Here is a 26,752-nt window from a genome sequence, read left to right on the forward strand (position 1 = left end):
TATTCGTTATTCTTCAATATGGTCTTACTTGTTGCTATTATTCTTTATCCAAATTTTTATCGACATGGCTGGTTTCAACGTCAAGCCATAAACCCGATACCTTTTTAACTATTACCCGTTGACCTACCAGTAAACCATCAGCGCATCTTGCCTGCCAAATTTCACCATCAACCAAAACTCGCCCAGAGCCAGGAAAACCACTCACAACTTTGGCGTACTGACCAATAATAACGTCGACCCCCGTTGTAACCGGTTTTCTTCGGGTTTTTAATAACAAAGAAAGCATTACAAATGTAAATAAAGCTGATACAACGGTTAATCCAATAATGAGTGGTAAGGCAATTTTGTATCCCGGTATTTCCGTATCCATCAGCATAATAGAGCCCAACACAAATGCCACTATTCCACCTAAGCCAAAAATACCAAAACTCGGTGTAAATGCCTCTGCAATCATTAATGCGATACCTAACAGCAATAAGCCAAGCCCCGCATAACTTACAGGTAGCATTTGCAATGAATACATCGCTAGTAAAAGGCAAATACCGCCCATTACACCAGGTAACCCAACACCAGGGTTATAGAATTCAAGTAATAGACCGTAGATGCCAATCAACATAAGGATATAGGCAACATTAGGATTGGTGATGACAGATAACAAACTAAAACGCCAATCTTGCTCTCGTTCTATAAACTGAACATTAGCCAGTGACATTTCTTGTTCAACGCCATTGATAACAACTGTTTTACCATTTGTTTTTTCGACGACTTGATCTAGGTTTGCTGCGAGGAAATCAATCACATTTTCACTTAACGCATTCTCTGAATCTAAACTGGCTGCTTCACGTACGGCTTTCTCTGCCCACACTTCATTTCTACCATGCAATTTAGCTAAGCTCACAATGTACGCAGCTGCATCATTGATCACTTTCTTTTCCATTGCCGTCGTGGCTTTTACTCGTCCTTCTTGTTGATCCGACTCACTGCTTTTAGCCTCATCATCTGACTTGCTTGTTGCTGATTTATCGCCGCTAGTTGCATCATCTTTCTTGGCGCTGTTTTCGTCACCTTTTTGCGAATCACCTTTCGGCGCAAATGGATTATCTGATTTATCCGGTGCTTTCCCGCCCCCCAATGAAACAGGCGTCGCTGCGCCAAGGTTGGTACCCGGAGCCATTGACGCAATATGACTTGCCAATAATATATACGTACCCGCACTGGCTGCACGAGAGCCAGCAGGGCCAACCCAAGTAGCGATAGGTACTGGTGACGTAGTAATTGCACGAATAATGTCTCGCATAGAGGTATCTAGCCCTCCGGGAGTATTCATTTTGAGAACGACAAGGGATGCGTTATCTATTTGCGCTTGTTCGATTTCTCTGGCAACAAAATCGCTAGTTGCAGGTCCTATACCACCGTTTATTTCGACAACCCAAACATCATCCGCTAACGCAGAAATAGAATGAAGCAAGAGCGTAATAACGAATACGCAGAGAGAGAGAAATTTCATATAGACTCCTCTACCTAATTAAGTGTCGATACAACCCTAAAACGTTAGTGTGCTGGTGGGTTAGTATCTTAGTGACGATAAGTTCGACTTTATAAGCATAGTTCAACCTTAAATACACATACTAAAAACATGGTCTAATACAGTTACCTAACTACCTCTCAATAATCATCACGAATAGCAGTTATGAGGCTTATACTTATATTTACAAAGGCAATCATTCGCGAGGTTGTTCATGATTTTTAAAGGAGGGTCGTTATGGCGGAAACGAAATCAATCACCAAACCACTTTCTATTCTGTTCTACCTCTTATTCATATTTATATCAGCTCCAGCACAAAGCACTTCAACCAACAATATAAAACAAGGCTCATTAATTAAAGTTGGCAGCTACCATTGCCCTCCCTTTGTTATTCACGAAAACGACGAAGACTACACCGGATTAACAATACTACTATGGGAGCAAATAGCTAAAAGATTAAATCTACAATACGAAATCAAGCAATACCCTCTGGCAGAATTACTCGATGCCGTCGCTGAAGGTAAGATCAACATTGGCATTTCGTGTATTTCAATTACCCCGGAAAGAGAAGAACGCTTAGACTTTTCACACTCGTTTTATGAAACACACCTTGCCATTGCAGTTAAGAAACAAGGCTACTTATCATCAATAATTAATATTCTAACTAACAAAAAACTCTTGCTGGTATTAGCCATTCTCTTATGTGCCGCCGCATTGATTGGTAGCATCTTTTATTTTCTTGAGCACAAGATAAACGACAAGCTCTATTCTATGCAAACCCGCCCTGCACGGTTCGTTGAAGGGTTCATTTTAGGTTTACTCTTTATAACCAAAGGGCCCTTTAATTATTTCGAATTTAAAACACTATCAGGCCGCGTTTTGACTGTGATTATTGCCATTTTTTCCACATTATTTATTGCCAGTATTACGGCTGTTCTCGCCAGTACATTTACATTGGGGTTATTAAACTCTGATATTAAAAACCCCAATGATCTGGCGAACATTAAAACAGGCGCCAAAAAGTCATCTACATCATCTCAGTTTCTCACCAATCACAGCATTGTTCATAAAACGTATAATACGGTAGAAGATATGCTAGTCGCATTAGAAAAAGGTGAAATAGAAGCAGTGGTCGCCGATGATCCTGTCCTGAAATATCAGATAAAAAAGGCGAAAGAACATGGCGTGTATACAGATATGATTGTACTGCCGTATCAATTCGAAAAGCAAAACTACGGCTTCGCCATTGAAGATAGCAGCCCTTATGCAGAAGAGCTGAATCGCTCGCTGTTAAAAATTCGGCAGAGTAGTGAATGGCGACAAGCACTAAATAAGTACTTTACAGATAAATAATAAAAAGCCCTCTTTTATATTAACGAGGGCTTAGCTCAATCTCAATAATCGTCTATCGCCACCTTAATAGACGACTCAGTTTTGATGGGTGATATGACCAACAGTGATCAAACATTGTCATTAATTCAGGGTTACCGTAGCGAGATAAATTAATGGCGTGAAATCGGTTTTTTTGCTCTTTTAGTTTACTGATCCTAGCCAGCATTTCAGTTGGTTGAGAAGGTGCGATAAAATCAGATAACACAACCAAATCAGCATTTTTGTACTTATCGGACGTCATAAGATCAATCGATTGATCCAATACCGGTCCTAAATCTGTACCACCATGGAAAGAATAAGACAGAAAGTTCAACACTTCCGTTAAACCATCTTGTTTCGTGAGTTCATACGTTATCTGTTGAGTTGAGAACATGATCACGTAACAATCACGATCTTCTGCTAACGCAATTTGCATCAAACCATACGCAAGTGCTTTAGCACATTGCTCTGGAAAGCCAGACATCGACCCCGACGCATCGATACAAACAATAAAGGGACCTTTATCTTGATCGACTTGCTTGGTTTGACGTTTAAATGCTTTTACTTTTCGTAATTTACGTTGTGAACCCTGTACGCGATAATTCATTAAACGCTTATCGACAAGGTGTTTATAAAACACAACTTCGAGTTCAGGATAAGCAAGAAACATAGCTTCATTGGGCAGCAACTTGGATAAGTCATCACTTTCATGAATGCCGACAATATCATCGGTTACACTGTCACTCTTCTCTTCAACCATTCGTAAATCTTCAGATTTCACTCGCTCTTTATTAGGGTCATCAATTTCATTCGCCATTCTTCCAAGCTTTTCTGCGATCTCTTTCAAGCCATTATTCTTCTTTAAGAAAGTGGCAATGGATTTCATGGAATCGATATCTGTACGCGTTAGCTTCGCTTTCGCCATATCCCACAATCGCCCCGCTTTCTTGGGGTCGCCTGCTTCTGTAACTTCTTCCATTTGTTTCATGGTTTCAATACGCTGGTATAAATCAGCAATCAGCTTATCTTTATGTTGCTCAAGATCGTTGGCTTGTGCTTCTTTTAGCGCATGTGACAAATACTCATACCATGTATTGCAGAAGTAGCTCTGAAACATCGGGTTATGCTTTTCATGTTCTCGTGCATTTAACCGTTTAGCTTTAAAATAAAAAGCGGACTTCCCTTCTAGCTTACGAATAACTGTATCAATGTTATCCATGAACTCTTCCTGACTCCAATTACTTGCAGCCTGATAAAGTTCGAGCTCTTGGCTAAATTGTTCTTCAATACTGACATTTGAAATTTTGTTCTTAACTTGACCACGCCATTTCATTACCTGGTTTTTCATCGCTCCTTTAATACCAGGACTGGCTTCAGCTGCCATCAAGAGCTGTGGTCGAGCCATCACTTCATGCACAGCATTATCAATAATGCCAGACTCAGCGAGCATCAGCGCGAGGTTAATACCTTCAGATACCGGCATAGGCCACTCCCTTTAGTTGTGAGAAAAGTTACGAGAAAAACTCAGATAATTGAGAAATTCTGAACGCACTTTTTTCAATCACTAACTTTAATTCTGAAACTGATTCAGAGGCTTCGGAAATACTGCATTCAATTAATGTTGGTATTTCTTTCTCAACAAAATTATGTGGAAGTGCACCGTGGAAGCTCGTACGAGAGATCTTGATATTATGCTCAGCATCGGTCACTTTACCTGACGCCTGCTTCACGCGTTCTTGCAGCTGTTCATTTTGTTTTGCTGTAATGCCTTTATTACCGGCAATGCCAACTAACACAGAGCGATTCGCGATATCTTTAATCACCAAGCGACATTGGGCATCAATTTCAAACTGAAGGCGGCACAGGTTGGTATTTTTATTGACGAAGCCATAGACATCACAATGCCCAGTTCGAATTTTTTTATCGAATTCATCACCATCAACGTAAACCCAGCGACTATCGCCTTGCTCTTTTTCAGAAACAGACGGATTTTGTTGAAGCATAACCAATTTAATCATGCGCGGGTTGTTATTCACATTGTAGCGCTTCGAGGTACTGAAGTTATATTTAAACCACTCTTTACGTAATGTAGATTCACGGCTGAATGTTACAACAAGATCAGAGGCAACCTGTTCATTTACCTCATCAATAATCTGTTGAGCTTCGTTCGCATCAGATTGTGATGCACTTTGATCAAAGGCTTTTTCTGTCGCGAATTCACGTACCAATGTTCGAATAACATTGCGCGATTCTGGGCTGTGCCATAAGCAATCTTGAAGTAACAAGAGATCGAGCGGGTTGATTTCGTCTCGACCATTAAAGAAAGCACTCGCTTTTAATAGGCGTACAGACTTCTTCCAACGTCGATCTGAAATATACAGTTCACTATCTGCTTCCGCGATATCAGCAGTTTCTGATTGCTTTTCTATCATTGATTTTAGTTGATAGATTTTTTCGAAAATTTCTTCAGATAATTTAACGTCTTCAATGCAAGCCTGCCATTGAACATATTCTTCATCTTTAATGGTTAAACTTGGATCCACTACGACAGATGTTCGACCGTCATCCATTAGCATCGATTTGAAATTTTTCTTTTCTTGAATGCGATTAACGAACACACGAACAAGCATGCGGTCATAGAGAGCATCAAGCCCACTATCTTCGTCTGGTAGCTCGTTAGACGCTGTAATCAGCAAACGCATGGGTACAGGTAATACATCCTGACCATTTTTAAAGGTACGTTCGTTTACAACGGTTAGTAATGTATTGAGGATTGCAGGGCCAGCTTTCCATATTTCATCGAGGAAAACGACTTGAGCTGTTGGCAAATATCCGTCGATTAAACGCACATACTTACCATTGTCTTTGAGTTCTTGAATTGATAAAGGGCCAAACACTTCTTCAGGTGTTGAAAAACGGGTCATCAAGTAATCAAAAAATTTACTGTTATCGAAGGCTTGTATTAAGCGTTTAGCAATTAAACTTTTAGCAATACCAGGAGGGCCAAGTAAAAAAACACTCTCACCCGCTAAAGCAGAAAGTAAGCAAAGTTTGATGGTTTCTTCACGCTCATATACACCGCTAGACAGCGATTTAATAAGTTTTTGAATCCTCTCAGAAATTAACGCTTTATTTGGTTGTGCAGATTTTGCCATTGTTAGCATAATTCCCGACCTCTCTAATTGTTATGTCCATGTGCCAAAGCACAACAATTGCTGTCATTACTTAGCATAGACACAATACCTCAGATGTTGCAAAAGTGTTAACAACAAATACCTTTTAACACTTTTATATCAAAGAGATCTGTCAACAACAAGCAAGCAAACATTGTTTGCAAAAATAATGATCAACCGAAAACACTTACCATTAGAAATGCAAAGTTACATTTACTTACAAATAATCAATAAATCAATGCGTTAAATCGCATTTATTGATAAATCTATTTTCATGCCAATAATATACAAACAAAAATTAAAATTTTTAAATTTTTAAATTTCAAACCATATCGTTTTGTATGAAATAGCAACACTCTTTCATGGGCATTTTTTAGCAGCAGGTTTTATTTTATAAAATATAAAATAATTTATAGGGTCAAATTCAACTCATTTCGTTTTAAAAATCCGTCACACAAAAGACACAGACAATGTTTCCTCATTGAAAAAAGGTAAACATCTTGTCCAAGTATATGCACTTTGACAAGATGGCTCTGTTATCTTCAACAAAAACCCTAAGGCTATAATGAACAACGTATCTCAACTTCCTATGCGACTGATTATTATCGTGTGCATTGGCATTTTGCTATCGGCATTAATACCGTCAAGTGAAAGCCTTGAAGTACTCACCTCAATCATAACCTTAGTATTAATTGTGATGCTGTTACTCGAAGATTTTGGTAAAGAAACTAAATCTTGGCTTATTTTGGCTTTAGGCACTTATAGTCTTGGTGTTGTTGCTGATCTATTAGATGAGATTCCAGAACTAAACAATCATAAACTACTCAATAATGCAGATGATGTTTTCATGCATATTGGTGTTTTTCTTATGTGTTTCTGTTTTATTAAAATGCTTCATCAGCGCCGTACATTAATAGATAGCCTAAATACACAAATAACCAAAGCACGTGATTTAGAAGGTGTACTCAGTCGTCAGGCATTGCAAGATGAATTAACAGGTTTACTAAATCGTCGTTCGTTATTCCGCCGTTTTGATGAAATGGCAATTAACCAGCAGAGGGGGATGCTCGCCTACATTGATATTGATAATTTCAAACAGGTGAACGATCGATTTGGCCATACTCTAGGTGATGAATTACTCATTATTACTGCGAACAGTTTGTTAAAAACGGTGCCTCTTGGCAGTCGAATTTATCGAATTGGGGGTGATGAATTCATTGTTTTACTGCCTAGCGATGATCAGCAGATGTGTGATGAATGGATTAGTGAACTTTACGATATAACAAAAAGCACCCGCGGTGAATATAACATTGGCATCAGTATCGGCATTGCACCCTACTACCCAGGAAACCTAAGTGATCCTGATTCTATTCTCACACAAGCAGACAAAGCTATGTATAAAGATAAAAAAACAAAAAAATAAAGACTTAACTCTTACATTAGTAACATATCCAATTCTTCATCTGTTAATATTTGGTTAATCACATTCACGCTTTCAACATCATGGCTTTCTTTTGTTTTCAAATACACTTGCCGCCGCTGTTGCTTATCAAGTTTTGATAGCTTATCCATAAATTCTGAAAAGTCATATTCTTCCATTTCGTAACTCCTTCAATCTACAGCGTCACCTTGATTTTAAAGACGTAATTAATAAGTAATTTACGAAAAACATATTCCTCTTGTTCATATTCATCTGTTCTCACGAGCTTTTCAATACCCTATATGAATATTTATGATGAAGATCAAACCTGAAGCTACTTCCATAATTATAATTTTACAATAGTAAAAGCACTAAATTTATGGTTTCGATATTAATATTATCAATAAAGGTAATACTTATTGTTTTTAAATTCACCTCCTTCCTTCATTTAGGCAGTGATTTCACAGAACTGTCACACATCCGTAATAAGATGGTGTGAAATCAAACTTATTACGGAGAAAGTCAATGTTTTCTAGGGCAACTACCCTTGTGGCATTGTGTGCAAGCGTGGCGTTTAGTGCACAGGCCAAAACAGATACTGTCACAGTTACTGGATCGACATCGGTAAGCCATGTGATGGAAATCTTAGCAGAAGCTTATTCAACCTCTCATAAAGATACTTTTATTGCTATCCAAGGTATTGGTTCTTCTGCTGGCATTTCTGCAGTCAAACAAGATGCAGCAGAAATGGGCATGAGCTCTCGCCGTCTCAGTGAAGATGAGATAACCCCTGATGTGAAAATGGTAACAATCGCACACGATGGCATTGCATTGGTCGTCAATAAAAACAACCCTGTTGACAACCTCACAAAAGAGCAAGTATCAAAGATTTACCACGGGGAAATTAAAAACTGGAAAGAAGTCGGTGGTCCAGATCTAAAAATGGCTGTTGTTAGCCGTGAAAATGCTTCTGGTTCACGCTTTTCTTTTGAAGATTTTATGGGGTTAACCCAGAATATTAAAGGTCACAGAGTATCTGATATAAACCCGCAACTATTAGTCGTTAACACCAATGGAATGGTGAAAAGTTTAGTATCTCGTAATCTACATGCTCTTGGCTATATGTCTTTAGGCTCTGTTGATGATTCTATTAAGCCGTTGTCTTTTGAAGGTATTAAACCAACCATTGATAACCTAGAATCAGGAGACTACTTAATCTCCCGCCCTTTTTTAATGTTGTATAAAGAGAAAAACGTATCAAAAAATGCACAAGCGTTTTTAAACTACGTTACTTCTAGTGAAGGGCAGAATATTATTGATGAACGTGGATACATTGCTATTAATAAAAGTTAATCAATAACAATTAAAGTAGCTCACTGTTCTCATTTAAAAAGCTAACCAAATTACATTAATCATCTGCATTGGTTAGCTTTTCCACTTCAATATTGAGGCTTACTTTATAACTGGATATTTATACGTAGACCCCCACTCAGTCCACGAACCATCATAGACTGTCAGCATTTTACGCCCAGCAAGTTCAGCCCCCAGAGCCAGCACACACGCTGTCACACCCGATCCACAGCTAAAAATTAGTCGCTGATCTGCATCAGAAACAGCGTTAAAACGATTAATGAGCAATTCTTTATTAATAAAGAAGCCATCTTTAATTAATTGCGAAAATGGAAGACTTTTCGCATTCGGCATGTGGCCGCCTCTTACCCCTTGCCTAGGTTCTGGTTCTGTTCCAAAAAAACGAGCTGCACCACGGGCATCGATAACGGCGACTGAATGATCTTCTAGTAGGCTTTCCAATGTATCAGCATCAATAACCCATTCAGGTTCAAAAATCGCTTTATAGGCCGTAACTTCTGGAGCTGCCAACTCCCCCTTTTCTACTGGGTTACTTCCCGCTAACCAAGCAGGAAAGCCACCATCAAGCACAGCAACATTTTTATGCCCCATAGCTTTAAACATCCACCAGACTCGAGGCGCAGAGAATAACCCTTGGGTATCATATACAACAACAATATCATCGTTGTTGATGCCTAATTCTGACACTGCTTTTTCAAACAATGCTGGCGATGGAAGCATATGTGGAAATTGTGTATTGGGGGCTGCTATTTTCTTATCAAAATCAAAATACTGAGCACCCGGAATGCGCTTTTCATTCCACTCTTGTTGTGGATTTCGAGTTGAACCAGGCAAAAACCAACTTGCATCTAATATTACAAGATTATCATCGACTAAATGTTCAGCTAACCAGTCCGTTGTTACTAAAGATGAAGGTACTAATGGCATTCAATATTCCTTATAAATAACGCTGAATAAAAACTTACAAACCGACAAGTTAAGAGAAAATCTTGCGCATTAAATATCTAGCACAAACTCTTTAAACTGCGAGGGTTAACCCTATCTTTTTTCTTTTACTACCACAATGATAGTATGTGCAGGTCTGAGTTATGTTTCACAGCAATAAAAAACAAATTAGAATAAGGGAACTTGCTTCGTTATTACTTACCCTCTGAGAAAAGTATTTAAATTGTGCCCTCCCCCCCAACCTCTCCAATAGTTTCGCTGAATTCGAATGCTCATTTAAAATCAACCATGTGTCAAAGTGACACAGAAATTGCCAGCACCAAACAACCATGCCATACTTCTCTTGTGACACTTTGACACCTACGGAGGTTTATATGGCCACAGCATTACCACGTATCACTGCCCGTGTAGACATTGATACTCAAGAACTACTATCACAAGCAGCAGCTATCGCTGGTATGTCTAGTATTAACTCATTTGTTCTTAGCGCAGCTGTTGAGAAAGCGAAACAGATCATGGAACGAGAACGCGCACTAAAGCTAAGCCAACGCGATGCAATGATGCTAATGGATGCGCTGGATGAGCCAGCAAAACCTAATGCTCGTTTGCAACAGGCTGCCGCTCGTTATAAGGATAAATCCCAATAATGAAGACGGTACAATTAGACAAAGCTAAACACGACCGTCATCGCTTTGATTGTGGGATTAATGCGCTAAACAATTATTTGAAAATCATGGCGAGTCAACAGGCTAAGAAAGATAATACCCGTACATTTGTGCTTGAAGATGTAAACTGTACCGAACATATTATCGGCTATTATACGCTTACAATGACACCGATTGATTTAGCATCACTTCCTACGAAACTACAAAAGAAGCATCATAATACGAGCTCTGGCGGCTTAATCGCAAGGCTTGCAGTTGACCAACGATACAAAAGTAATGGCTATGGCGAATGGTTACTGATTGATGCACTTCAAAAATTACTGATGGCCAGTGATACTGTCGCATTCCCTGTTGTTATCGTTGATGCTAAAGATGGTGCAGAATACTTCTACAAAAAATATGGGTTTACTGCATTTCAAGATGCTGAAAACAAACTCTTTATCACAATTTCAGATGTAAGAGCGAGCATTGGCAATTAAGACGTCAACTCATTATTCTTCATATCTCACTCATTATAACCTGCGTAATTTTCGTTTATCTTATTCCAGCCAAACTTAGCTTACGGTCTTAATCGCTAAATTTCTCATATATGACAAAAAGTAGCATTTATATATGGATATAAATGCATTTTACTTTTCTCCATTTGTAGCAAAAATGTCGAATATAGATGAGTGATATATTCAAACTTCCTTACAAGTTAATGTTCACTGTTTGTGCATTTTTCACCCTATAATGCACAACCTCTGATTTTTGTTAACCGTTCTACTAATAAGTCTAGCTACTATTAGCAGGTATTCGGTAAAATGTTGATAGTATTAAGTAACATACTCATTCTTGTATGAAAATTAAATGCTGCATTTTTAGTTATATTTTCCCTGCTACAAAGGATTGTAAATGAATCACTTTTCTCTCGGTATTGTTGCTATCTCAACACTCTTTTCATCAATAACAATGGCGTACAATTCGGGTAGCTTCTCGTTTGCGATTGATAATGACGGTATCGTAGGTACAGACCAAAATTATAGCAACGGCATTTTCTTAGAATACAACTCAGCAGCAACAAACAACGTCGCTATGAGTGCACCGACCCCTATACGACAAATGGCGTCTATTTTGCCATTAAGTTATGCCGCCCAAGGCTGGAGTCTGCGTCTTGGGCAACAAATGTGGACACCGGAAGATATTGAAGCGACAGAGCCCCCGCCTAATGAACGCCCTTATGCTGGGCTGTTATTTCTAGAAACAGGTATTTATCAATATTCAGCAAGTGCGGTTGATAAATTCAGCTTTATGTTGGGCACTGTCGGACCCAATTCTTTCGCAGAAGATGGCCAAAAGTTTATACACAGCATCGTTGGTTCTGACGAGCCTATGGGCTGGGATAATCAAATCGAAAACCAAGTAGTGTTCAATCTTGGATATCAAGGGCACCGCCTACTTACTCGAAATGATGCATGGTTAATGCAGCATTATGATTTAAGTAGTGTTGGTCGTGTCAATCTGGGTAATTATCAGAGTGAGTTAGCCGTTGGTACAGTGGCTCGCTGGGGTAAAAGCTTAGATTCAAACTTTGGTAGCGTTGGATTTACACCGGGCAAGTTGTTCGATGTCAGTGTGATTTCATCTAGCGCGTCAGGTTATTTTGTATTTACAGGTATAGAAGGTCGTTATCGTTTCAATGATATAACGATCGACGGTGATCGCCCTGATCATGTACCTGATACCAATGTTGAAAACTTGCAAGCAACGGCTGTTTTGGGCTTTGTATATTACCAACCTAGCTGGGGTACAAGCTTGAGCTTTGCCACCAGCACACCCGATTTTGAAGAAGATATTCGTTCATCCACTTCTATGGGATCGTTCGAAATATTCTGGCGTTTATAACTTAAGAACCAATATAAACAGTATTTAGGCTAAGCAACGACAATTTGCTTAGCCTTTTTCTATCAAAACAGGCCTAACAGCTATACCAATTCAATAATTATCTTAGATTGGTTTAATTACCTATCAGTATAACATTGAGCAACGGCCATATCTGCAGCCAACTCTTCTCTTCTATACGCCGATAAAAAATATCAGGCATTGGCCTCTTAGGGTTAATTTCCACATTAAAACCCCAGTTGTGCGTCAAACCAAATGGGGCTGTAAAAACGAGTTGTTCTGTCTCATCAAGCTTAACGCCCACACAAGTAGGAATTTCTACCCAACGAGAAATTGCATCCGTTGTATTACTATACGGTTGGTCATTATGTTTAACGTGCATTCGTGCTTGATTTCGCACCTCCCAGTTCATCGATGGAACGAGCACTTTAAGTTTCGCTGTTAATTCTTGTTCTGTTTTACATGAAATATCTTCTATATCGAAATACACAACATCAATATCATTTAGTGGTGTCATCTCGGCTTTGTTATGCAAACAATCCCAAATAGCATTACGCAAAAAACCTGCACCTAAAAAACAATCAGGTAAATTCAAACTTTTAACTGCACGTAAACATTCCATTCTTAACGTATCTGAAAGTAGAAGTTGCTGTGTTTTGTTTTGATATTCTTGCTCAGAATAACTCATATTAAATTTAAATAACCCTATTACATTCATTAAAAAAGCCTGACAAATCAGGCTTAATATTCGGTAAATCTACATTTCTATATATTAGTGTATTAACAAATTCGTTTAGGCTACATGCTGAACCAATACAGACATACCTTCGGCAGAAAACTCATTTGTTGCTGCCATCGCTGTAATTTCGTCTTGGCTATATTTGCTACCATCGTAAACGACAACAATACTCGTATCACCAGACTGCAAAAACGTTGTTTCGCCAAACTCTGTATAACGGGTTGCGCCTATACTGATTAACGCTTGATCCGGATAGTCAGCATTTGCTAAATGCATTGTGATATCTTCCGTAGGGCCAACATCTTGTTGATTGTTCATACGATCAACAATCCACGTTAATAGTTTTTCATGAAAGTAACTATAACCCACTACTGGGCTGTCTTCACCATAGCGAGAAACAAGATCATCGCGTTTATGAAAACTGGCAATCCGGTAACGATCTAACACTCCGCCTTCTGCAAGTGAATCGATATCAAACATTGTGCTAGCTACACCCTTTGTGTTTTCGCCCCAGTTCTTCTTTTCGCTGATTTTTTTCGCATTAGGCTTTCGTATAGAGCAATCGTTATATGCTGCAAATTTACGTGGTATTAAAGAGATTACGCGATTATCTTGATATTCAATATCGCAAAGTAACGCGACTTCAGGTTCAATCTGAAGGTTATCGGCATCATTAGGTGGAATAATTATATCGTGAGATAGAGGGTATGTTGATAAAAACCCCGCTTTGTCTGAAGGCACATAAAAAGGAAAAATGGCTTTAGGTTGAATCGCTTCTTTGACTTCCACAGCAAGAAAATCTGTCGCTTCACCAGCTTGTTCAAGGTGACCTGCAAAGTTACCCGCCACACCAAAACCAATTACATTTTTGAACGTCATAACTATCCTAATACAATTTAAAGATATACCTCTAGATAGTAACGTTCTTACCCTTTTGAATCACTCTAATGACACAAAGAACTTGTTCCAGCTCAACATTTTTTATTCCACTTTACATTCGATAGTATATCAACTAAACATACTCACAGAGCATTATACAAAGCGCTTACGAAATATTGATGCAATGCTGATAACATTCATTCACAAGGTAAATATCGGTAGACAAAGGAACACTCTACTCATATGATCAGCCAAAATTAAAAACAACGTTCAGTGGGTGACAGGATGTATAAAACCACCGCTATAACAGCACTTATTTCATTTGTACTAGTGCCACAATTGGCTTTTAGTGCAACCCCTCAAGCCAAAGCGATTAATGGTAATAATGCCAGTGATTACGATAGCTTACTACTGCCATGGCAAGCTGCAATAAAACAAACTACTTCTGATGCAACTGGATGTGGGGCTGTTGTTATTGCTTCAAATTGGGTTGTCACTGCCGCACACTGTGATGTAGCAGGGTTAGGTAATATGGTTATTACTGGTACATCTTATATTCCTCAAGGTGATTTTTCGAAGCTTGATGATAAATATAAATTTAAAGTTATCAATCGTATTCATCACCCTGACTACAACAACATAACCTTTAGTAATGATATTGCTCTATTTCAAGTTGATAGCAGTATGTTCAACGTTGCTCAACCTATCAAGATAGCCACCGTAAATGAACAACAAGCTGCTGATGGTGATTTCGAAAATACATGGATCAAAGACTCTGATTCAAAAGCCAACCTCATCGCTTCCGGCTGGGGAGATACCGTTAGCAAAGGTACCTTCCCTTCTGACTTACAGGTCGTCAAACTGGGTGGTATTCCTGATGAGAAGTGCAATAACAAAATGGATAATACCAATTATTTTGTTTGTGCAGATTCAAATATTGCCGATTTAATAAAAGACGTTTGTGCTGGCGACTCTGGTGGACCTCTGATTTGGCAAGACCCTTCAAACATTGCAGATAAAGACAAGGGATTACGCCTTGTAGGTGTAACCAGTAACGGGGCTGATTGTAAGGTAAAAAGTGACAATCAAAGTAACCCTTATTATCAACTGAATGGTCAATTCACGCAGCTTTCACACTATAGAGATTGGATTGAAGACACAATTCATATAGCTGAAGGTAACAACAGTTTTTCACTTGATGCAGTACCAGCACCAACTATTACGAAAGACCCATTTATTGTTGTTGCTGATAGGCCTAGCGCTAAAACTCAACCTACAGATTCTGGTTCATCGGGCGGTTCAGTGCCATTGTTTGGCTTGTTTGGCTTAGCTGCTATTGGTTTAATGCGTCGTAAAGATATTCATCAAAAATAAAAAAGGTCATCAAAATAGACGTGCTGGCTATTAATAATAAACACGTTGAGCATTAAACATTAAAAAAGGGTTCCAACTTTTACAGTTAACGTAAAAGTGGAACCCTTTTTGTATTTTGTTTATAAAGCCAGAACTAAACGGCTCTATCGATACTTAACGACTATTTTTCATCTTCTAGTGCAATAAGCTTTGTTGAACCACCATGGAATTTCTCACGACGTTTCTGAACCTGAGCAAAGAAGCCCGGAATCAAGAATGTACCTGCAAGTAACACACAAAGTAGACCACCAGTTAGGGAAATACCTAACGAGTTCTGGCTAATATGGCCTGCACCAGATGCAAAGATTAATGGCAAAATACCCAAGATAAATGACCACGATGTCATATTCACCGCACGGAAACGTAATTTACCACCACGTACCGCTGCCTTTCCGATATCCAACTCATTTTCTTCTCGTTCAATCTTGGCAAATTCAACAATCAATATCGCATTTTTTGCCGCCAAGGCTATCAAGAGAACCAAACCAATTTGAGCATATAAGTTCAACGCAGTACCCGTTATAGCAAGAGCCAAGAACGACCCTAGTGTCGCAACAGGAACAACCAGAATGATAGCAAGAGGTATACTCCAGCTTTCGTACTGAGCAACCATGAACAAGTAAATAAAGATTAGAGCCAGAGCAAACGCATAAATCGCTTGGTTACCTGCTTTCACTTCTTGGTAAGCCATACCTGTCCATTCATATTGATAGCCCTGCGGCAACACTTCCGCGGCTACACGTTCCATCGCAGCAATTGCATCACCACTAGAATAACCCGGTGCAGGGCTACCCTGAATGACGGCAGAGCGATACATGTTATAACGCCATGCCACATCCGGTTCAAATACTTGCTCAATAGAAGTAAGCGTACTCAATGGAATCATATCGCCAGAAGCTGAACGCACGTGGAAACGCTCAAGTGTATCGAGATTATCTCGGTATTCACTGTCAGCCTGTACCGTTACACGGAAGTTTTTGCCGTATAAAGTAAAGTCATTCACATACATGGAACCTAAGTTACCCTGTAGCGTCTGGAAAATATCTGTCAGTGGTATGCCTAGTTGCTTCGCTTTTACACGGTCTATATCGACATAAAAGTGAGGAACATTGGCACGGAATGTACTAAAGGTGAATTGAATTTCAGGCTGCGCATTGGCTTTCTGAATCATCTCATCCATCACATTCGCCAAATCGGTACGGCTTCGGCCTAAAGTATCTTCAAGAACAAATTCAAAACCTGAAGCAGCACCCATTCCTGGTACTGCTGGTGCTCCCATCGCAAAGACTATCGCTTCAGGTAGCTCAGTCGCAGAACGCGCATTAATACGATTAGAAATAGCAAAAGATGAATGATCACCTTCCATTTCATTTCTTACGCCCCACTCTTTTAACTTAATAAATAGTGATGCACCGTTTGATGCTGCGGCACCCGTTAAGAAAGCATAACCATTTGCAACAGTAATACCTTCAATACCGGGTTCTTCTGCAAGAATATCTTGAAGCTTGATGGTTGTTTCTTCAGTACGTGATAAAGAGGCGGAATCTGGCAACTGAACGTTAACAAGTAAAATACCTTTATCTTCTGTTGGTACAAACGCAGTTGATGTCGTCTTAGATAGGTAGGTTACCGCCCCCACAGCCAAAATAAAGAATGTGACTAACAGTACAGATTTGCGAACAAGGTAGCCTGCAATCGAACCATATTTCAACGTAACTTTATCAAGACCTTTGTTGAACGTTTTAAACCAACGCGACTTATTACCATCACCTTGTTTTAGCACTAAAGAACATAGAGCAGGTGAAAGCGTTAATGCGTTAATAGATGAGATTACAACAGAAATACAAATGGTTAATGCAAACTGACGGTACATAATACCGGTAATACCAGGAAGCATTGCAACCGGTATGAATACAGCCAACAAAACCATCGTAGAGGTAATAATCGGACCTGTTACTTCTTTCATTGCAATCAAGGTTGCTTGACGAGGTGACAGGCTTGGATCTCGCGCCATGTTGGTATCAACATTCTCGATAACCAAAATAGCATCATCGACCACAATACCAATGGCAAGGATTAAGCCAAATAGCGTTACGGTATTTATTGTAAACCCAGCAGCTAGCATTATGGCAAACGTACCAATCAGCGATACAGGTATGGCTACTACAGGGATTAATGTCGATCGCATACTACCTAAGAACATATAAGTAACTGCGATAACCAATATAATGGCTTGAATCAGAGTAACAACTACCCCTTTAATTGATTCTGCAACGAATAAGGTTGTGTCATAGCTTGTTTCGTATGCCATTCCTTCAGGAAAATTTTTATTCATCCCATCCAGTAAACTCATTACCGCGTCACCACTTTCCAATGCGTTTGCATCAGACTGTAGGTTTAGCGTAACAATGGCTGCAGGTTGACCACGGAACATGCCATTACCAGTGTAGAATTTCTTTCCTAGCTCTACACGTGCAACGTCTTTTAAGAAGACAATCGAACCATCGTTGTTAGCACGAAGTACAACATCTTCAAATTCTTCAACGGTTTCCAAGCGTCCTTTTGTTACAAGGTTAAACTGAACTTCTTGTGCATTATTGTATGGAGGAGCACCTACCTGACCCGCAGCAACCTGAACGTTTTGTTCAGCAAGAGCCGCATTTACATCAGATGTTGTAAGACCAAGATTCGCCATTTTTTCAGGATCAAGCCAAACACGCATTGCATATTCGCCGCCACCAAGAACGTTAACCTCACTGATCCCCTTAACACGAGCAAGCTGATCTTTTACATTTAAGTTAATGTAGTTAACCAAAAATTGGTCGCCATACTTACCATCAGGTGAATAGAAATTCAGCACCATCAATAAATCAGGAGAACGCTTTTTAACCGTCACACCCACCATACGAACTTCAGCCGGAAGCTTAGATTCGATTTGAGAAATACGGTTTTGGACGTTAACCTGAGCCATATCTGGGTCAGTACCAATATCAAAAGTCACATTTAGGCTGTATGAACCATCGTTGGCACTTTTAGAAGACATGTAAATCATGTTTTCTACGCCATTCACCGATGCTTCAATCGGATCTGCAATTGCCTCTTCAACAACCTCAGCACTTGCACCTGAGTAATAAGCAGTCACACCAACTGAAGGTGGACTAATTTTCGGGTATTCCGCCACAGGCAGGCTTAAGGCAGCAATTGCCCCTGCTAGTGTAAGAATAATAGATATAACCAACGCAAACTTTGGGCGTTGGATAAAAAAGCGACTTAGCATTATTTATCCTTCGCTTCAGTTGCTTCAACACGAACCGTGATACCGTTACGTACACGCTGTAAGCCTTTAGTCATCACAATATCAGTCGCATCAATACCATCAGCAATGATGATGCCCTGCACTGTTTGAGGGCCCATAATCACGTTACGACGCTCAGCTACATTGTCTTCTTTTAATACCATCACAAAATCACCTTCAAGATCACTTTGTACTGCACGACGAGGAATCACCATTTTTTGAACTGGAATTTTCTCACGTAAAAAGACTTGTACGTGCTGACCTGGAAGTAGGCGTTGTTCTGGGTTATCGAATTTAGCGCGCATTGCAATCGTCCCCGTATTCAAATCAATACGATTACCAATAAAATCGACCTCACCTAGGTGTTCATATTCTTCGCCATTGTTTAATGTAAGCAGTACTTCAACATTACCCTTGCCTTCACCACTGCCATCTAAGTAATCAATACCTAAATCAAGACGTTCACGTTCACTTAGGTTAAATGTGGTTTGCATTGGGTTTAGGCTAACCAAGGTAGTAAGTACACCCGAAGAAGGCGACACTAAATCACCAAGGCTCACTTTACTATCACTGATTCGACCACTGAAAGGAGCAGAAATACTTGTATATGATAAGTCGACTTCAGCAGAATGATATTGTGCCTTCGCCGCTTTTAATTGGGCAATTGCACTTAAGTTTTCAGCCGTTAATCGGTCAAATTCCGATTCACTAATACTGCCTTTTGGTAATAGATTTTGACCACGTTTAAAATCGAGGTCTGCTTTTTTTAAATTTGCTTCTGCTTGAGAAATGGCCGCTTGTGCACTCGCCAATTTAGCCTCATAAGCTGCCGGTTCAATTTGAAATAACAGTTGTCCTTTTTCTACTAATTGCCCTTCAGTGAAAAAGCGCTCTTTTAAATACCCAGATACTTGTGCTGTAATTAACACATCTTCAAGTGCTTCTGTACGACCCACATATTGCTTACCTTGCTGATAATCAATAACTGTAACGGGCTCTACAACAACTAAAGGACCTTGTGGAGATTTTTGTCCCGAGACTTTATCGCCACACCCAGCAAGTAGGCTCGCGCTTACCAGCGTTGCGATAATAAGTTTTTTATTCATTTATGCTGACCATTGATTTAAATAAAACATACAAAAAACGAACACAATAAAAGTGCGTTCAAATTAAAATAACATTGAGAAAACATATACTTTTTTAATAAGAATAAAGTAACAATTTGGCTTTAATGAAAGCTGAATGGTAGGAAATAATACACACCTTTTGAAAGTAATTTGTTTCAAAATATTTCAAAATTGGATATATATAACAAATAGCTTAATAATGGTTTAAATAGCCACAAACATTAGCCGCAATCAGCATAAACAATACTTAGGAAGCATAGATATAATGGATTTTTTCCCGATTTTTTTGAATTTGAAGAGTAAAAAAATCTTAGTTATTGGCGGCGGTGAAGTTGCTTGTAGAAAAACTGACCTATTACTGAAAGCAAAAGCAGATATCACGCTTGTATCGCCCAAGTTGCATCCTCACTTATCCCGCTTAGTCGATAACAAAAAGCTCAATTACATAAGCAGAGAATATCAATCGAATGATGTAATAGGTTTTCATCAAGTGTGGGCAACAACAGATGTGCGAGAACTGAATCACCAAGTATTTAATGACGCTAACGCATTAGGCATCTGGACCAACGTTGTCGACGACCCAAACTATTGTAATTTCATTACGCCATCAATGATCGATAGAACCCCTATTCAGGTGGCTGTTTCTAGTGGTGGTGCTTCACCTGTTTTGGTGCGTTTTATACGAGAAAAACTAGAAACTCAACTACCTCAGAATTTGAGCCTGCTAGCAACATATTCTGGAAAGCAACGCAGTCGCATTAAGCAATACTTTGGTACCGTAGATGAAAGACGTAAGTTTTGGGAAGCTTATTTTCGACTACCAGCCGTTGAGAATGCAGCGACAGAAAGTGATTTAGAAACAGCGTTTACCTCGCTGCTTAAAAACAATACCTCGCAAACAGGTAACTTGTATCTTATTGAAACGGGTAATGACGCAGAAATGCTGTCATTAAAAGCCCTTCGACTCATGCAACAATCAGAATATGTACTATTTCCTGAAACTAAAGATGATATTTTCGTCGACCTATGTCGCCGTGATGCTGAACGTGAAAGCTATTCTAATGAAATGGTTGTTAATAAAGTGCAACACTTACTGAATGAAGATTTAAGAGTATGTGTACTCGCCCCCAAAGGCACCCACATTGAATCACTAAAAGCATTAAACACAAGCTTTGGTGGTCAGTTTGTGCCTTGCTTATAGCCGTCTATTTCTAAAAAACGATAAAAAAAACCGCATTTACATTATTTAAATAACGTAAATGCGGCAACAGTTACACTCAGTGGATTTTTTTGAATTATATTGGGGAAGTTTCGAACATCTACTCGGCTTTCGCTGCCGTTAGATTGGAATTTGGATGTTGTAGCTTCTCATGTAGCCATAACCCCGACGTTTTCATGGTATAACCAAATAAAGCGCCCAAAATTAATGATGGAATAACTAACTGCCAATCACCGTTTGATGCAAATGTTGCACAAGAACCAATAAAAGTACCAGGAATAAAATTTAACCATGATTTCTTAGCCTGAACACACATCATGAATGCAACAACAGCAGTTACAACGTAACCAATAATTTCAAGACTAAACATACTTGAGAGATGGATTATTACCATTGCCCAAAACACACCACTCAGATTAGTAACAATACTTAGCCCTAAGCCTTTCACGCCATCTTTCGGTGATGCAAAGTAAGTCGTGCAGCCTAAAAACCCTGCCCAGCTTAGCAAACCGAGCGAAATGGCGACCCAGCCCCAGATACCAGACAAAATACCTGTTGTTAACGCAATCGCTACTAATACCGTCATGATGTAATCTCATATCAAAAGAAAATAGTCTTAATCTGTAAACAGTGTAAGCCTTAAGACCAAAACCACATAAGATCAAGATCACACATATAGACTTTTAGTTACACATGATCTCGAGCTAATTTGACGTAAGTCTCACTTTGCCGGTATTTATCAACAGGAACGTACCAAATCAGTAAAAATCCAGAAGGTACCATAATTATACCAATAAACACAGTGTTTACCTGTGAGCACAATAATTACCTGTGAGGGCAATGTTTACCTTTAGATCAATACTGTATTTAACACCTTTTCAGTAATAATTATTTCACAGTAAATCATAATTCAAATTGCGGATATCTCGGGCTGTGGTAATTTACCCATATCTTTGATATCCCCCTATTTCGGAGCACATCCATGGGTCCATTAATGCTTGACGTATTAGGTTATGAACTTAATGCAGAAGAACGTGAAATAATCCAACACCCAACAGTGGGAGGAATCATCTTCTTCGCCCGTAACTATCACGATCGTGCTCAATTACGTGCTCTCACCAAAGACATTCGTAAAACGGCAGCTAAGCCCCTTCTTATTGCCGTTGATCAAGAAGGCGGACGAGTACAACGTTTTCGTGAAGAATTCACGCAGCTGCCTCCTGCTCGCGCATTCGAACAACATAACAATGGCGTTGAGCTCGCTAAAAAAGGGGGTTGGTTAATGGCTGCTGAATTACTTGCTATGGATATCGACCTAAGCCTTGCCCCTGTATTGGATCTTGGCTTTGATTGTAAGGCAATTGGTGATCGTGCTTTTTCTGACGACCCAAAGAAAATCATCAAATATGCTAGCCAATTTATTAAAGGAATGAAACAAGCAGGCATGGCAACAACGGGGAAACATTTCCCAGGTCATGGCGGTGTTATTGCTGATTCTCATCTCGAAACACCGTTTGACTCAAGAGAGAACATTAAAGAGCACGATATGATCGTGTTTAAATACCTTATTGAGAATAACTTATTAGATGCAATGATGCCTGCGCACGTTGTATTCGATGCTTATGATAACAAACCAGCAAGTGGTTCTGATTACTGGTTAAAACAAGTATTACGCCAAGATTTACAATTTAAAGGTGTCGTATTTTCTGACGATCTAAATATGAAAGGTGCTGATGTCATGGGCAGTTACAGCGAACGCGCTATAGCGGCTCAGCAAGCTGGCTGTGACATGGTAATGCTATGCAATAATCGAGATGGTGCCATTCAGGCTTTAGACGGTCTGCCCCAAATTAATGTACCCATTCTGGATACACTGTTAAAACGACCAACAGGTGAATATCAAGAACTTATTAAAACAAGTATGTGGAAGGAGACTGAACGAGAAATTAGTCGCTTAAGTGTAGAGTGGCTTGAAAAGCACAGTTAATTGCATATTTTGATAAAAAGACTTTCGCATAAAAAAGTTGAAGGCGAGGATTTGTTGGACTCTAGGCAAGGCACTTATTTATAGACCTAGTCGTTCTACGTTGGAACCGCATAGAGCCCAACAAAACTCGCCCTTCGGGAGTGACTCAACGTATCTACTTCTGTGTCAAACGTGCTTGAAAGGGAATGCCACTTCTACACACATTTTCCTTGAATTAAATACGCTGATATCACTCTGAATCCTGCATCTTGAGGTGACTTGGGTATATATTAATCATCGCTACTCCTTACCCAACACGTAGTATCTCTTCCTCTGCTAAAGGGAGGTGCGAGGCAATCCCTTTACAGAAATAAGCAAAATCGCGAAATACCATCGGTCGCCCAAAGTAGTAACCTTGTTGTAAATACACACCTTGTTCAGCTAAATATTCAGACTGCTCTTTTGTTTCAACACCTTCGGCAATCATTTCCATTCCGGCTTGTCTACCAAATGCAATAATCGAATCCAATAGAGATAATTTGATATCTGACGTGCCTATATTTTCAACGAACATTTTATCAATTTTAAGACTTCTAATATTTAGCTCTTGTATATAACTGAACCCACCATAACCCGTACCAGCATCATCTAGCTTCACATCAATACCTTTATCTCTTAGATATTCGATGACATCAAATGCCATCGTTAAATTGTTAAACGGTTTACGCTCGGTCACTTCAAAAGCTAACTGTGTGGCCTCTAATTTTGAGAATCTTAATAAATCGAGTGAACGATCAATGATTTCAATACTTTCTAATTGTTCAGGTACCACATTAATACTAATAATCTGCTTTGTGTTTTGCCAATTCAGCTTACCAATTTCATCAATTGCTTTTTTAATTAATTGTTCTGTTATGGGTAATATTTGACCACTTTTTTCGACATATGGAATGAATTCCATCGGGGAAATCAATTCTTGCCCCGGTCGCTTCCAACGAGCAAGCATTTCGCAACCATACAATGATTGGCTCGTTACATTCACAATAGGTTGATAGTAAGGAACAAACTCTTTATTAACTAAACCTTGCTCAACCATTGAATGTAATGACATTCTTCGTCGATCAAATAGTCGGTGTATCGCAATAAATAGAATACCAACCCCCCCGCCCAATAGAAATAAAGGTAACCATAGTGCATCTCTATATTTTGCTAATAGTTCAGGTTTTACAAAAGTATCAATACGAAGATTATTCGCAAACTCAGAGCTCATTAATGGCTTTATCTCTAATAAAGAAGCATCACCACGCCAAAACGATGTTGCCGGGTGATCAGTTGAAGTTATTGAACTTAGCACGCAATTATCACAATATTTATTTGTCAATATATCGAAAATCAACGGTTCCATATGGACCAGCATTGAGCCTCGTTTATCTTTCCACTCTACAACCAGCAGGTTTTCCATATCACCTAATTCAGAGGTTACCCACAAAGAAAGATTTGTACTCAGCTGATCAATTAATGGTAACAATTTACTTTCTGCACCAGCCCCTTTAAAGCTTGTGCACTGCTCGCCATCATTTGTTGTTAATGTAATACGGCGAATAAAGTAATCGTTATAAACAACTTGTTGAATTTTATTGTCATCTAAAGCTTTACAATTAAATTGAAAATTATCAGAAATTCCTTTCATCATTGGATGATAATTATCAATTCTAAGCATATATGTATTAAGAAGATCTTTAGAATCAGAGCTGATCACATAAGAAAGTTGTACACGAGAAAAGAAGCTTGCAGATAACGAGAAGAGAAAAGCTAACCCTACCACGAGAGAGAGTGATAAAAATTCCATTCTACATTTTTTAAACCAATCATCCTTTTTAACACCTTTAACCCTCAACTTATTACTAACACACATAGCTCTTGAACCTTCGTAATCATGCCTTACTTAGCAAAGCACCATCGTCTCAATAACTTGTTAACGAATAACTATTGAGTTCAATCATAATAATTGACTCACTTTATTCACTCCCGCGCTGAGAAACAAGCGATTACTTGAATATGTATGCGATATAGATCACGACTCTAACAATAAAATTCTCAACGAAAAAAAAGTGTCAAATTTATCGTAACCGTTTGATAAATATAACAGTTAAATAATTCTATAGAGGAATAACAGAAAGGAATGCAGCGAATTAATTGACGATAAATCATACGAGAAAGGAATAGAAAGCGCTTAGAGCAGCGCCTTATCTTTTAAAGGGCATCACGAGAACGATCAATTCCTTTAGTACACTTTTTTTCTTTTACGATGATGAAAGCAGCACCGATGATAAAGGCTAAAACTAAAATGATTTCCATAAAACACCTATAAGGTCGCAGTTATAAGTCACTAACATGGCTGTTAGTTAAATTTATTTACGTTGCCTCAAAGTCATTTGTAACAAAACATTTTAAAGAGGCAGGGGAAGATACCCCATTTCATTGATATTTGCACGAAAAAATATCAATTCAAAGCCACTAATTTTAACATCTCGAATACAGAACTTTAATTCAATCATATTAAATGACTTACAATACCTATTCTATCATATTAAATATCAATATAATTATAGCAAAAGAAAAACTTTTTTAAGTACATTAAATATATTAATGATCTAGAACAAACAATCTCATTTTTATAACGTTAATAGACCTGCATAACATTTGATTGTTATATCTTTTTTTGTTTTATTTGCCACGCCGTGAACTGTAACTTATCGTTACATAAAATATCATACTGAAAACTAAAATACGGCTTTCGCCGTATTTTGCAGTTGTCTAGGTTACCTCACCGACCAATATTACAACCACCGCTCTTGACCTGTAAAGCTAACAGATAACCATGTTTCGCCCAGATCATCAGATAACTCATCCCAGATGATTTGACGTATATGGTCTTGGCGCTTTGTCGTCCATAACGAGTCATCTTTCACTAAGATATTAATCTCAAGATCATACTGCCGACCCGTCTTAGCAAGGTGATGTGTATATCCATCAAAACGGTATGCTTTTGAGAGCCTTTCTATTGTACGATCTACATGACGTTGTGCTTTGTTTTGTGGTGCGACTAATAGCACCTCTTTAAAGTTACGGCGTAATACTTTGATCGGCAATATTGAAGCAGCGATAGAAAGAGTTGAAACTAAAATCGGATCGATATAAGCGTTCCAGCGGGTATACCCCATAGAATCGAATGTGAGTACTAAAATAAAACCCACTAAAATGGCTGCACTCAAAATACCATCAACTAGCCATTCCTGAGAATCGACTTTAACAAGCTCTGAATCAACACTTTTAGCGATAGATGTTTCAACAAAATAAATACCAAAACAGCAGATTGTAGAAAGCACCGCATATATCAATGCATGCTCTAAGACGATCTCATGCCCACCATCAATGATAGTCTTTACACCACTTAAAAATGCAAATAGACAAGTAATTAAAATAAGTAAGCCATTAATTACATTAATAAGTGGCTCTATATGGGCATAACCAAATTGAAATTGTTTGTCATCAGGTTTTGTTACTAGATATGCAGTATAAAGGCTTAATCCAGTCATCCCCATACTTAAAAGTGAAAACATACCATCAAGTAAAATTGCATTTGAATCTACATAAAGTCCGTAGCCAATACCTAAGCTTGCCACTAAAACAGTGCCAGCTAAAGATAACTTTAATGCCATTCGCTCTTTACTAATTTTACGACTAATAGTCATAAATTCCT

Annotated in this window: 21 protein-coding genes; 9 read left to right on the forward strand and 12 right to left on the reverse strand. The window is 38.8% G+C overall.

The window, feature by feature from the left end; all coding sequences use genetic code 11:
- Positions 1-37: 37 nt before the first annotated feature.
- Positions 38-1,507: an NfeD family protein gene (locus C9J48_RS11305; RefSeq protein ID WP_006229680.1), complete on the reverse strand. Its 1,470-nt coding sequence runs from the start codon at positions 1,505-1,507 to the stop codon at positions 38-40.
- 255 nt (positions 1,508-1,762) lie between these two features.
- On the opposite strand from C9J48_RS11305, the gene C9J48_RS11310 reads away from it, so the two are divergent.
- Positions 1,763-2,878 carry a transporter substrate-binding domain-containing protein gene (locus tag C9J48_RS11310; RefSeq protein ID WP_006229679.1) on the forward strand — a complete coding sequence of 372 codons (1,116 nt, stop codon included), beginning with the start codon at positions 1,763-1,765 and terminating at the stop codon, positions 2,876-2,878.
- A gap of 52 nt (positions 2,879-2,930) precedes the next feature.
- Here C9J48_RS11310 and viaA read toward each other — a convergent pair whose 3' ends face one another.
- Together viaA and C9J48_RS11320 are read right to left on the reverse strand one after the other, a co-directional pair.
- Positions 2,931-4,379 carry an ATPase RavA stimulator ViaA gene (viaA, locus tag C9J48_RS11315; RefSeq protein ID WP_006229678.1) on the reverse strand — a complete coding sequence of 483 codons (1,449 nt, stop codon included), beginning with the start codon at positions 4,377-4,379 and terminating at the stop codon, positions 2,931-2,933.
- Between the two features lie 28 nt (positions 4,380-4,407).
- Positions 4,408-6,060: an ATPase RavA domain-containing protein gene (locus C9J48_RS11320; RefSeq protein WP_006229677.1), complete on the reverse strand. Its 1,653-nt coding sequence runs from the start codon at positions 6,058-6,060 to the stop codon at positions 4,408-4,410.
- 574 nt (positions 6,061-6,634) lie between these two features.
- Between C9J48_RS11320 and C9J48_RS11325 the strand changes: the two genes are divergently transcribed.
- Positions 6,635-7,492 (forward strand): GGDEF domain-containing protein, encoded by an 858-nt coding sequence (locus C9J48_RS11325; RefSeq protein WP_006229676.1) that lies wholly within the window; start codon positions 6,635-6,637, stop codon positions 7,490-7,492.
- Between the two features lie 11 nt (positions 7,493-7,503).
- Here the strand turns inward: C9J48_RS11325 and C9J48_RS27890 are convergent, their stop codons facing one another.
- Positions 7,504-7,668 carry a hypothetical protein gene (locus C9J48_RS27890; protein WP_006229675.1) on the reverse strand — a complete coding sequence of 55 codons (165 nt, stop codon included), beginning with the start codon at positions 7,666-7,668 and terminating at the stop codon, positions 7,504-7,506.
- 346 nt (positions 7,669-8,014) lie between these two features.
- On the opposite strand from C9J48_RS27890, the gene C9J48_RS11330 reads away from it, so the two are divergent.
- Entirely contained in the window at positions 8,015-8,842 is an 828-nt protein-coding gene (locus C9J48_RS11330; protein WP_006229674.1) for a phosphate ABC transporter substrate-binding protein, read from the forward strand.
- Positions 8,843-8,941: 99 nt separating this feature from the next.
- Here C9J48_RS11330 and C9J48_RS11335 read toward each other — a convergent pair whose 3' ends face one another.
- Positions 8,942-9,787: a sulfurtransferase gene (locus C9J48_RS11335; RefSeq protein ID WP_006229673.1), complete on the reverse strand. Its 846-nt coding sequence runs from the start codon at positions 9,785-9,787 to the stop codon at positions 8,942-8,944.
- A gap of 392 nt (positions 9,788-10,179) precedes the next feature.
- Between C9J48_RS11335 and C9J48_RS11340 the strand changes: the two genes are divergently transcribed.
- The 3 genes from C9J48_RS11340 to C9J48_RS11350 all read left to right on the forward strand — a co-directional run bounded on the left by C9J48_RS11340 (position 10,180) and on the right by C9J48_RS11350 (position 12,354).
- Positions 10,180-10,452 carry a type II toxin-antitoxin system TacA family antitoxin gene (locus C9J48_RS11340; protein ID WP_006229672.1) on the forward strand — a complete coding sequence of 91 codons (273 nt, stop codon included), beginning with the start codon at positions 10,180-10,182 and terminating at the stop codon, positions 10,450-10,452.
- The gene (locus tag C9J48_RS11345; RefSeq protein WP_086004167.1) at positions 10,449-10,949 is read left to right on the forward strand and encodes a GNAT family N-acetyltransferase; all 501 of its coding nucleotides are present in this window, start codon (positions 10,449-10,451) and stop codon (positions 10,947-10,949) included. Before C9J48_RS11340 ends, C9J48_RS11345 begins: the two co-directional genes overlap by 4 nt.
- Positions 10,950-11,364: 415 nt before the next feature.
- Complete coding sequence (locus C9J48_RS11350; protein ID WP_006229670.1) at positions 11,365-12,354, forward strand: lipid A deacylase LpxR family protein; 990 nt, start codon at positions 11,365-11,367, stop codon at positions 12,352-12,354.
- Between the two features lie 112 nt (positions 12,355-12,466).
- Here C9J48_RS11350 and C9J48_RS11355 read toward each other — a convergent pair whose 3' ends face one another.
- Both C9J48_RS11355 and C9J48_RS11360 read right to left on the reverse strand, forming a co-directional pair.
- The gene (locus tag C9J48_RS11355; RefSeq protein WP_036803009.1) at positions 12,467-13,039 is read right to left on the reverse strand and encodes a nucleotidyltransferase family protein; all 573 of its coding nucleotides are present in this window, start codon (positions 13,037-13,039) and stop codon (positions 12,467-12,469) included.
- Between the two features lie 105 nt (positions 13,040-13,144).
- On the reverse strand, positions 13,145-13,969 hold the full coding sequence (locus tag C9J48_RS11360; RefSeq protein ID WP_006229668.1) for a DUF5718 family protein: 825 nt from the start codon (positions 13,967-13,969) through the stop codon (positions 13,145-13,147).
- Between the two features lie 285 nt (positions 13,970-14,254).
- Between C9J48_RS11360 and C9J48_RS11365 the strand changes: the two genes are divergently transcribed.
- Complete coding sequence (locus C9J48_RS11365; RefSeq protein WP_006229667.1) at positions 14,255-15,343, forward strand: trypsin-like serine protease; 1,089 nt, start codon at positions 14,255-14,257, stop codon at positions 15,341-15,343.
- A gap of 160 nt (positions 15,344-15,503) precedes the next feature.
- On the opposite strand, the gene C9J48_RS11370 is transcribed toward C9J48_RS11365, so the two are convergent.
- Both C9J48_RS11370 and C9J48_RS11375 read right to left on the reverse strand, forming a co-directional pair.
- On the reverse strand, positions 15,504-18,659 hold the full coding sequence (locus tag C9J48_RS11370) for an efflux RND transporter permease subunit (RefSeq protein ID WP_006229666.1): 3,156 nt from the start codon (positions 18,657-18,659) through the stop codon (positions 15,504-15,506).
- Complete coding sequence (locus C9J48_RS11375; protein WP_006229665.1) at positions 18,659-19,783, reverse strand: efflux RND transporter periplasmic adaptor subunit; 1,125 nt, start codon at positions 19,781-19,783, stop codon at positions 18,659-18,661. Before C9J48_RS11375 ends, C9J48_RS11370 begins: the two co-directional genes overlap by 1 nt.
- A 286-nt stretch (positions 19,784-20,069) precedes the next feature.
- Here C9J48_RS11375 and C9J48_RS11380 point away from each other — a divergent pair, with 286 nt between their 5' ends.
- Positions 20,070-21,005 carry a precorrin-2 dehydrogenase/sirohydrochlorin ferrochelatase family protein gene (locus tag C9J48_RS11380; RefSeq protein WP_006229664.1) on the forward strand — a complete coding sequence of 312 codons (936 nt, stop codon included), beginning with the start codon at positions 20,070-20,072 and terminating at the stop codon, positions 21,003-21,005.
- 118 nt (positions 21,006-21,123) lie between these two features.
- Here C9J48_RS11380 and C9J48_RS11385 read toward each other — a convergent pair whose 3' ends face one another.
- The gene (locus C9J48_RS11385; protein WP_006229663.1) at positions 21,124-21,609 is read right to left on the reverse strand and encodes a DUF1097 domain-containing protein; all 486 of its coding nucleotides are present in this window, start codon (positions 21,607-21,609) and stop codon (positions 21,124-21,126) included.
- A 396-nt stretch (positions 21,610-22,005) separates the two neighbouring features.
- Between C9J48_RS11385 and nagZ the strand changes: the two genes are divergently transcribed.
- A complete protein-coding gene (nagZ, locus tag C9J48_RS11390) occupies positions 22,006-23,010 on the forward strand; it encodes a beta-N-acetylhexosaminidase (protein WP_006229662.1) in 1,005 nt (334 codons plus the stop codon).
- A 286-nt stretch (positions 23,011-23,296) separates the two neighbouring features.
- On the opposite strand, the gene C9J48_RS11395 is transcribed toward nagZ, so the two are convergent.
- Entirely contained in the window at positions 23,297-24,838 is a 1,542-nt protein-coding gene (locus C9J48_RS11395; protein ID WP_006229661.1) for an EAL domain-containing protein, read from the reverse strand.
- A gap of 991 nt (positions 24,839-25,829) precedes the next feature.
- On the reverse strand, positions 25,830-26,744 hold the full coding sequence (locus C9J48_RS11400) for a cation diffusion facilitator family transporter (protein ID WP_006229659.1): 915 nt from the start codon (positions 26,742-26,744) through the stop codon (positions 25,830-25,832).
- Positions 26,745-26,752 lie beyond the last annotated feature (8 nt).

The sequence above is a fragment of the Photobacterium profundum genome, from assembly GCF_003026285.1.
GTDB lineage: Bacteria > Pseudomonadota > Gammaproteobacteria > Enterobacterales > Vibrionaceae > Photobacterium > Photobacterium profundum.

Coding starts and splice junctions, on each gene's coding strand:
- C9J48_RS11305 (WP_006229680.1), bottom strand. CDS start 1,507: ATGAAATTTCTCTCTCTCTGCGTATTCGTTATTACGCTCTTGCTTCAT.
- C9J48_RS11310 (WP_006229679.1), top strand. CDS start 1,763: ATGGCGGAAACGAAATCAATCACCAAACCACTTTCTATTCTGTTCTAC.
- viaA (WP_006229678.1), bottom strand. CDS start 4,379: ATGCCGGTATCTGAAGGTATTAACCTCGCGCTGATGCTCGCTGAGTCT.
- C9J48_RS11320 (WP_006229677.1), bottom strand. CDS start 6,060: ATGCTAACAATGGCAAAATCTGCACAACCAAATAAAGCGTTAATTTCT.
- C9J48_RS11325 (WP_006229676.1), top strand. CDS start 6,635: ATGAACAACGTATCTCAACTTCCTATGCGACTGATTATTATCGTGTGC.
- C9J48_RS27890 (WP_006229675.1), bottom strand. CDS start 7,668: ATGGAAGAATATGACTTTTCAGAATTTATGGATAAGCTATCAAAACTT.
- C9J48_RS11330 (WP_006229674.1), top strand. CDS start 8,015: ATGTTTTCTAGGGCAACTACCCTTGTGGCATTGTGTGCAAGCGTGGCG.
- C9J48_RS11335 (WP_006229673.1), bottom strand. CDS start 9,787: ATGCCATTAGTACCTTCATCTTTAGTAACAACGGACTGGTTAGCTGAA.
- C9J48_RS11340 (WP_006229672.1), top strand. CDS start 10,180: ATGGCCACAGCATTACCACGTATCACTGCCCGTGTAGACATTGATACT.
- C9J48_RS11350 (WP_006229670.1), top strand. CDS start 11,365: ATGAATCACTTTTCTCTCGGTATTGTTGCTATCTCAACACTCTTTTCA.
- C9J48_RS11355 (WP_036803009.1), bottom strand. CDS start 13,039: ATGAGTTATTCTGAGCAAGAATATCAAAACAAAACACAGCAACTTCTA.
- C9J48_RS11360 (WP_006229668.1), bottom strand. CDS start 13,969: ATGACGTTCAAAAATGTAATTGGTTTTGGTGTGGCGGGTAACTTTGCA.
- C9J48_RS11365 (WP_006229667.1), top strand. CDS start 14,255: ATGTATAAAACCACCGCTATAACAGCACTTATTTCATTTGTACTAGTG.
- C9J48_RS11370 (WP_006229666.1), bottom strand. CDS start 18,659: ATGCTAAGTCGCTTTTTTATCCAACGCCCAAAGTTTGCGTTGGTTATA.
- C9J48_RS11375 (WP_006229665.1), bottom strand. CDS start 19,783: ATGAATAAAAAACTTATTATCGCAACGCTGGTAAGCGCGAGCCTACTT.
- C9J48_RS11380 (WP_006229664.1), top strand. CDS start 20,070: ATGGATTTTTTCCCGATTTTTTTGAATTTGAAGAGTAAAAAAATCTTA.
- C9J48_RS11385 (WP_006229663.1), bottom strand. CDS start 21,609: ATGACGGTATTAGTAGCGATTGCGTTAACAACAGGTATTTTGTCTGGT.
- nagZ (WP_006229662.1), top strand. CDS start 22,006: ATGGGTCCATTAATGCTTGACGTATTAGGTTATGAACTTAATGCAGAA.
- C9J48_RS11395 (WP_006229661.1), bottom strand. CDS start 24,838: ATGGAATTTTTATCACTCTCTCTCGTGGTAGGGTTAGCTTTTCTCTTC.
- C9J48_RS11400 (WP_006229659.1), bottom strand. CDS start 26,744: ATGACTATTAGTCGTAAAATTAGTAAAGAGCGAATGGCATTAAAGTTA.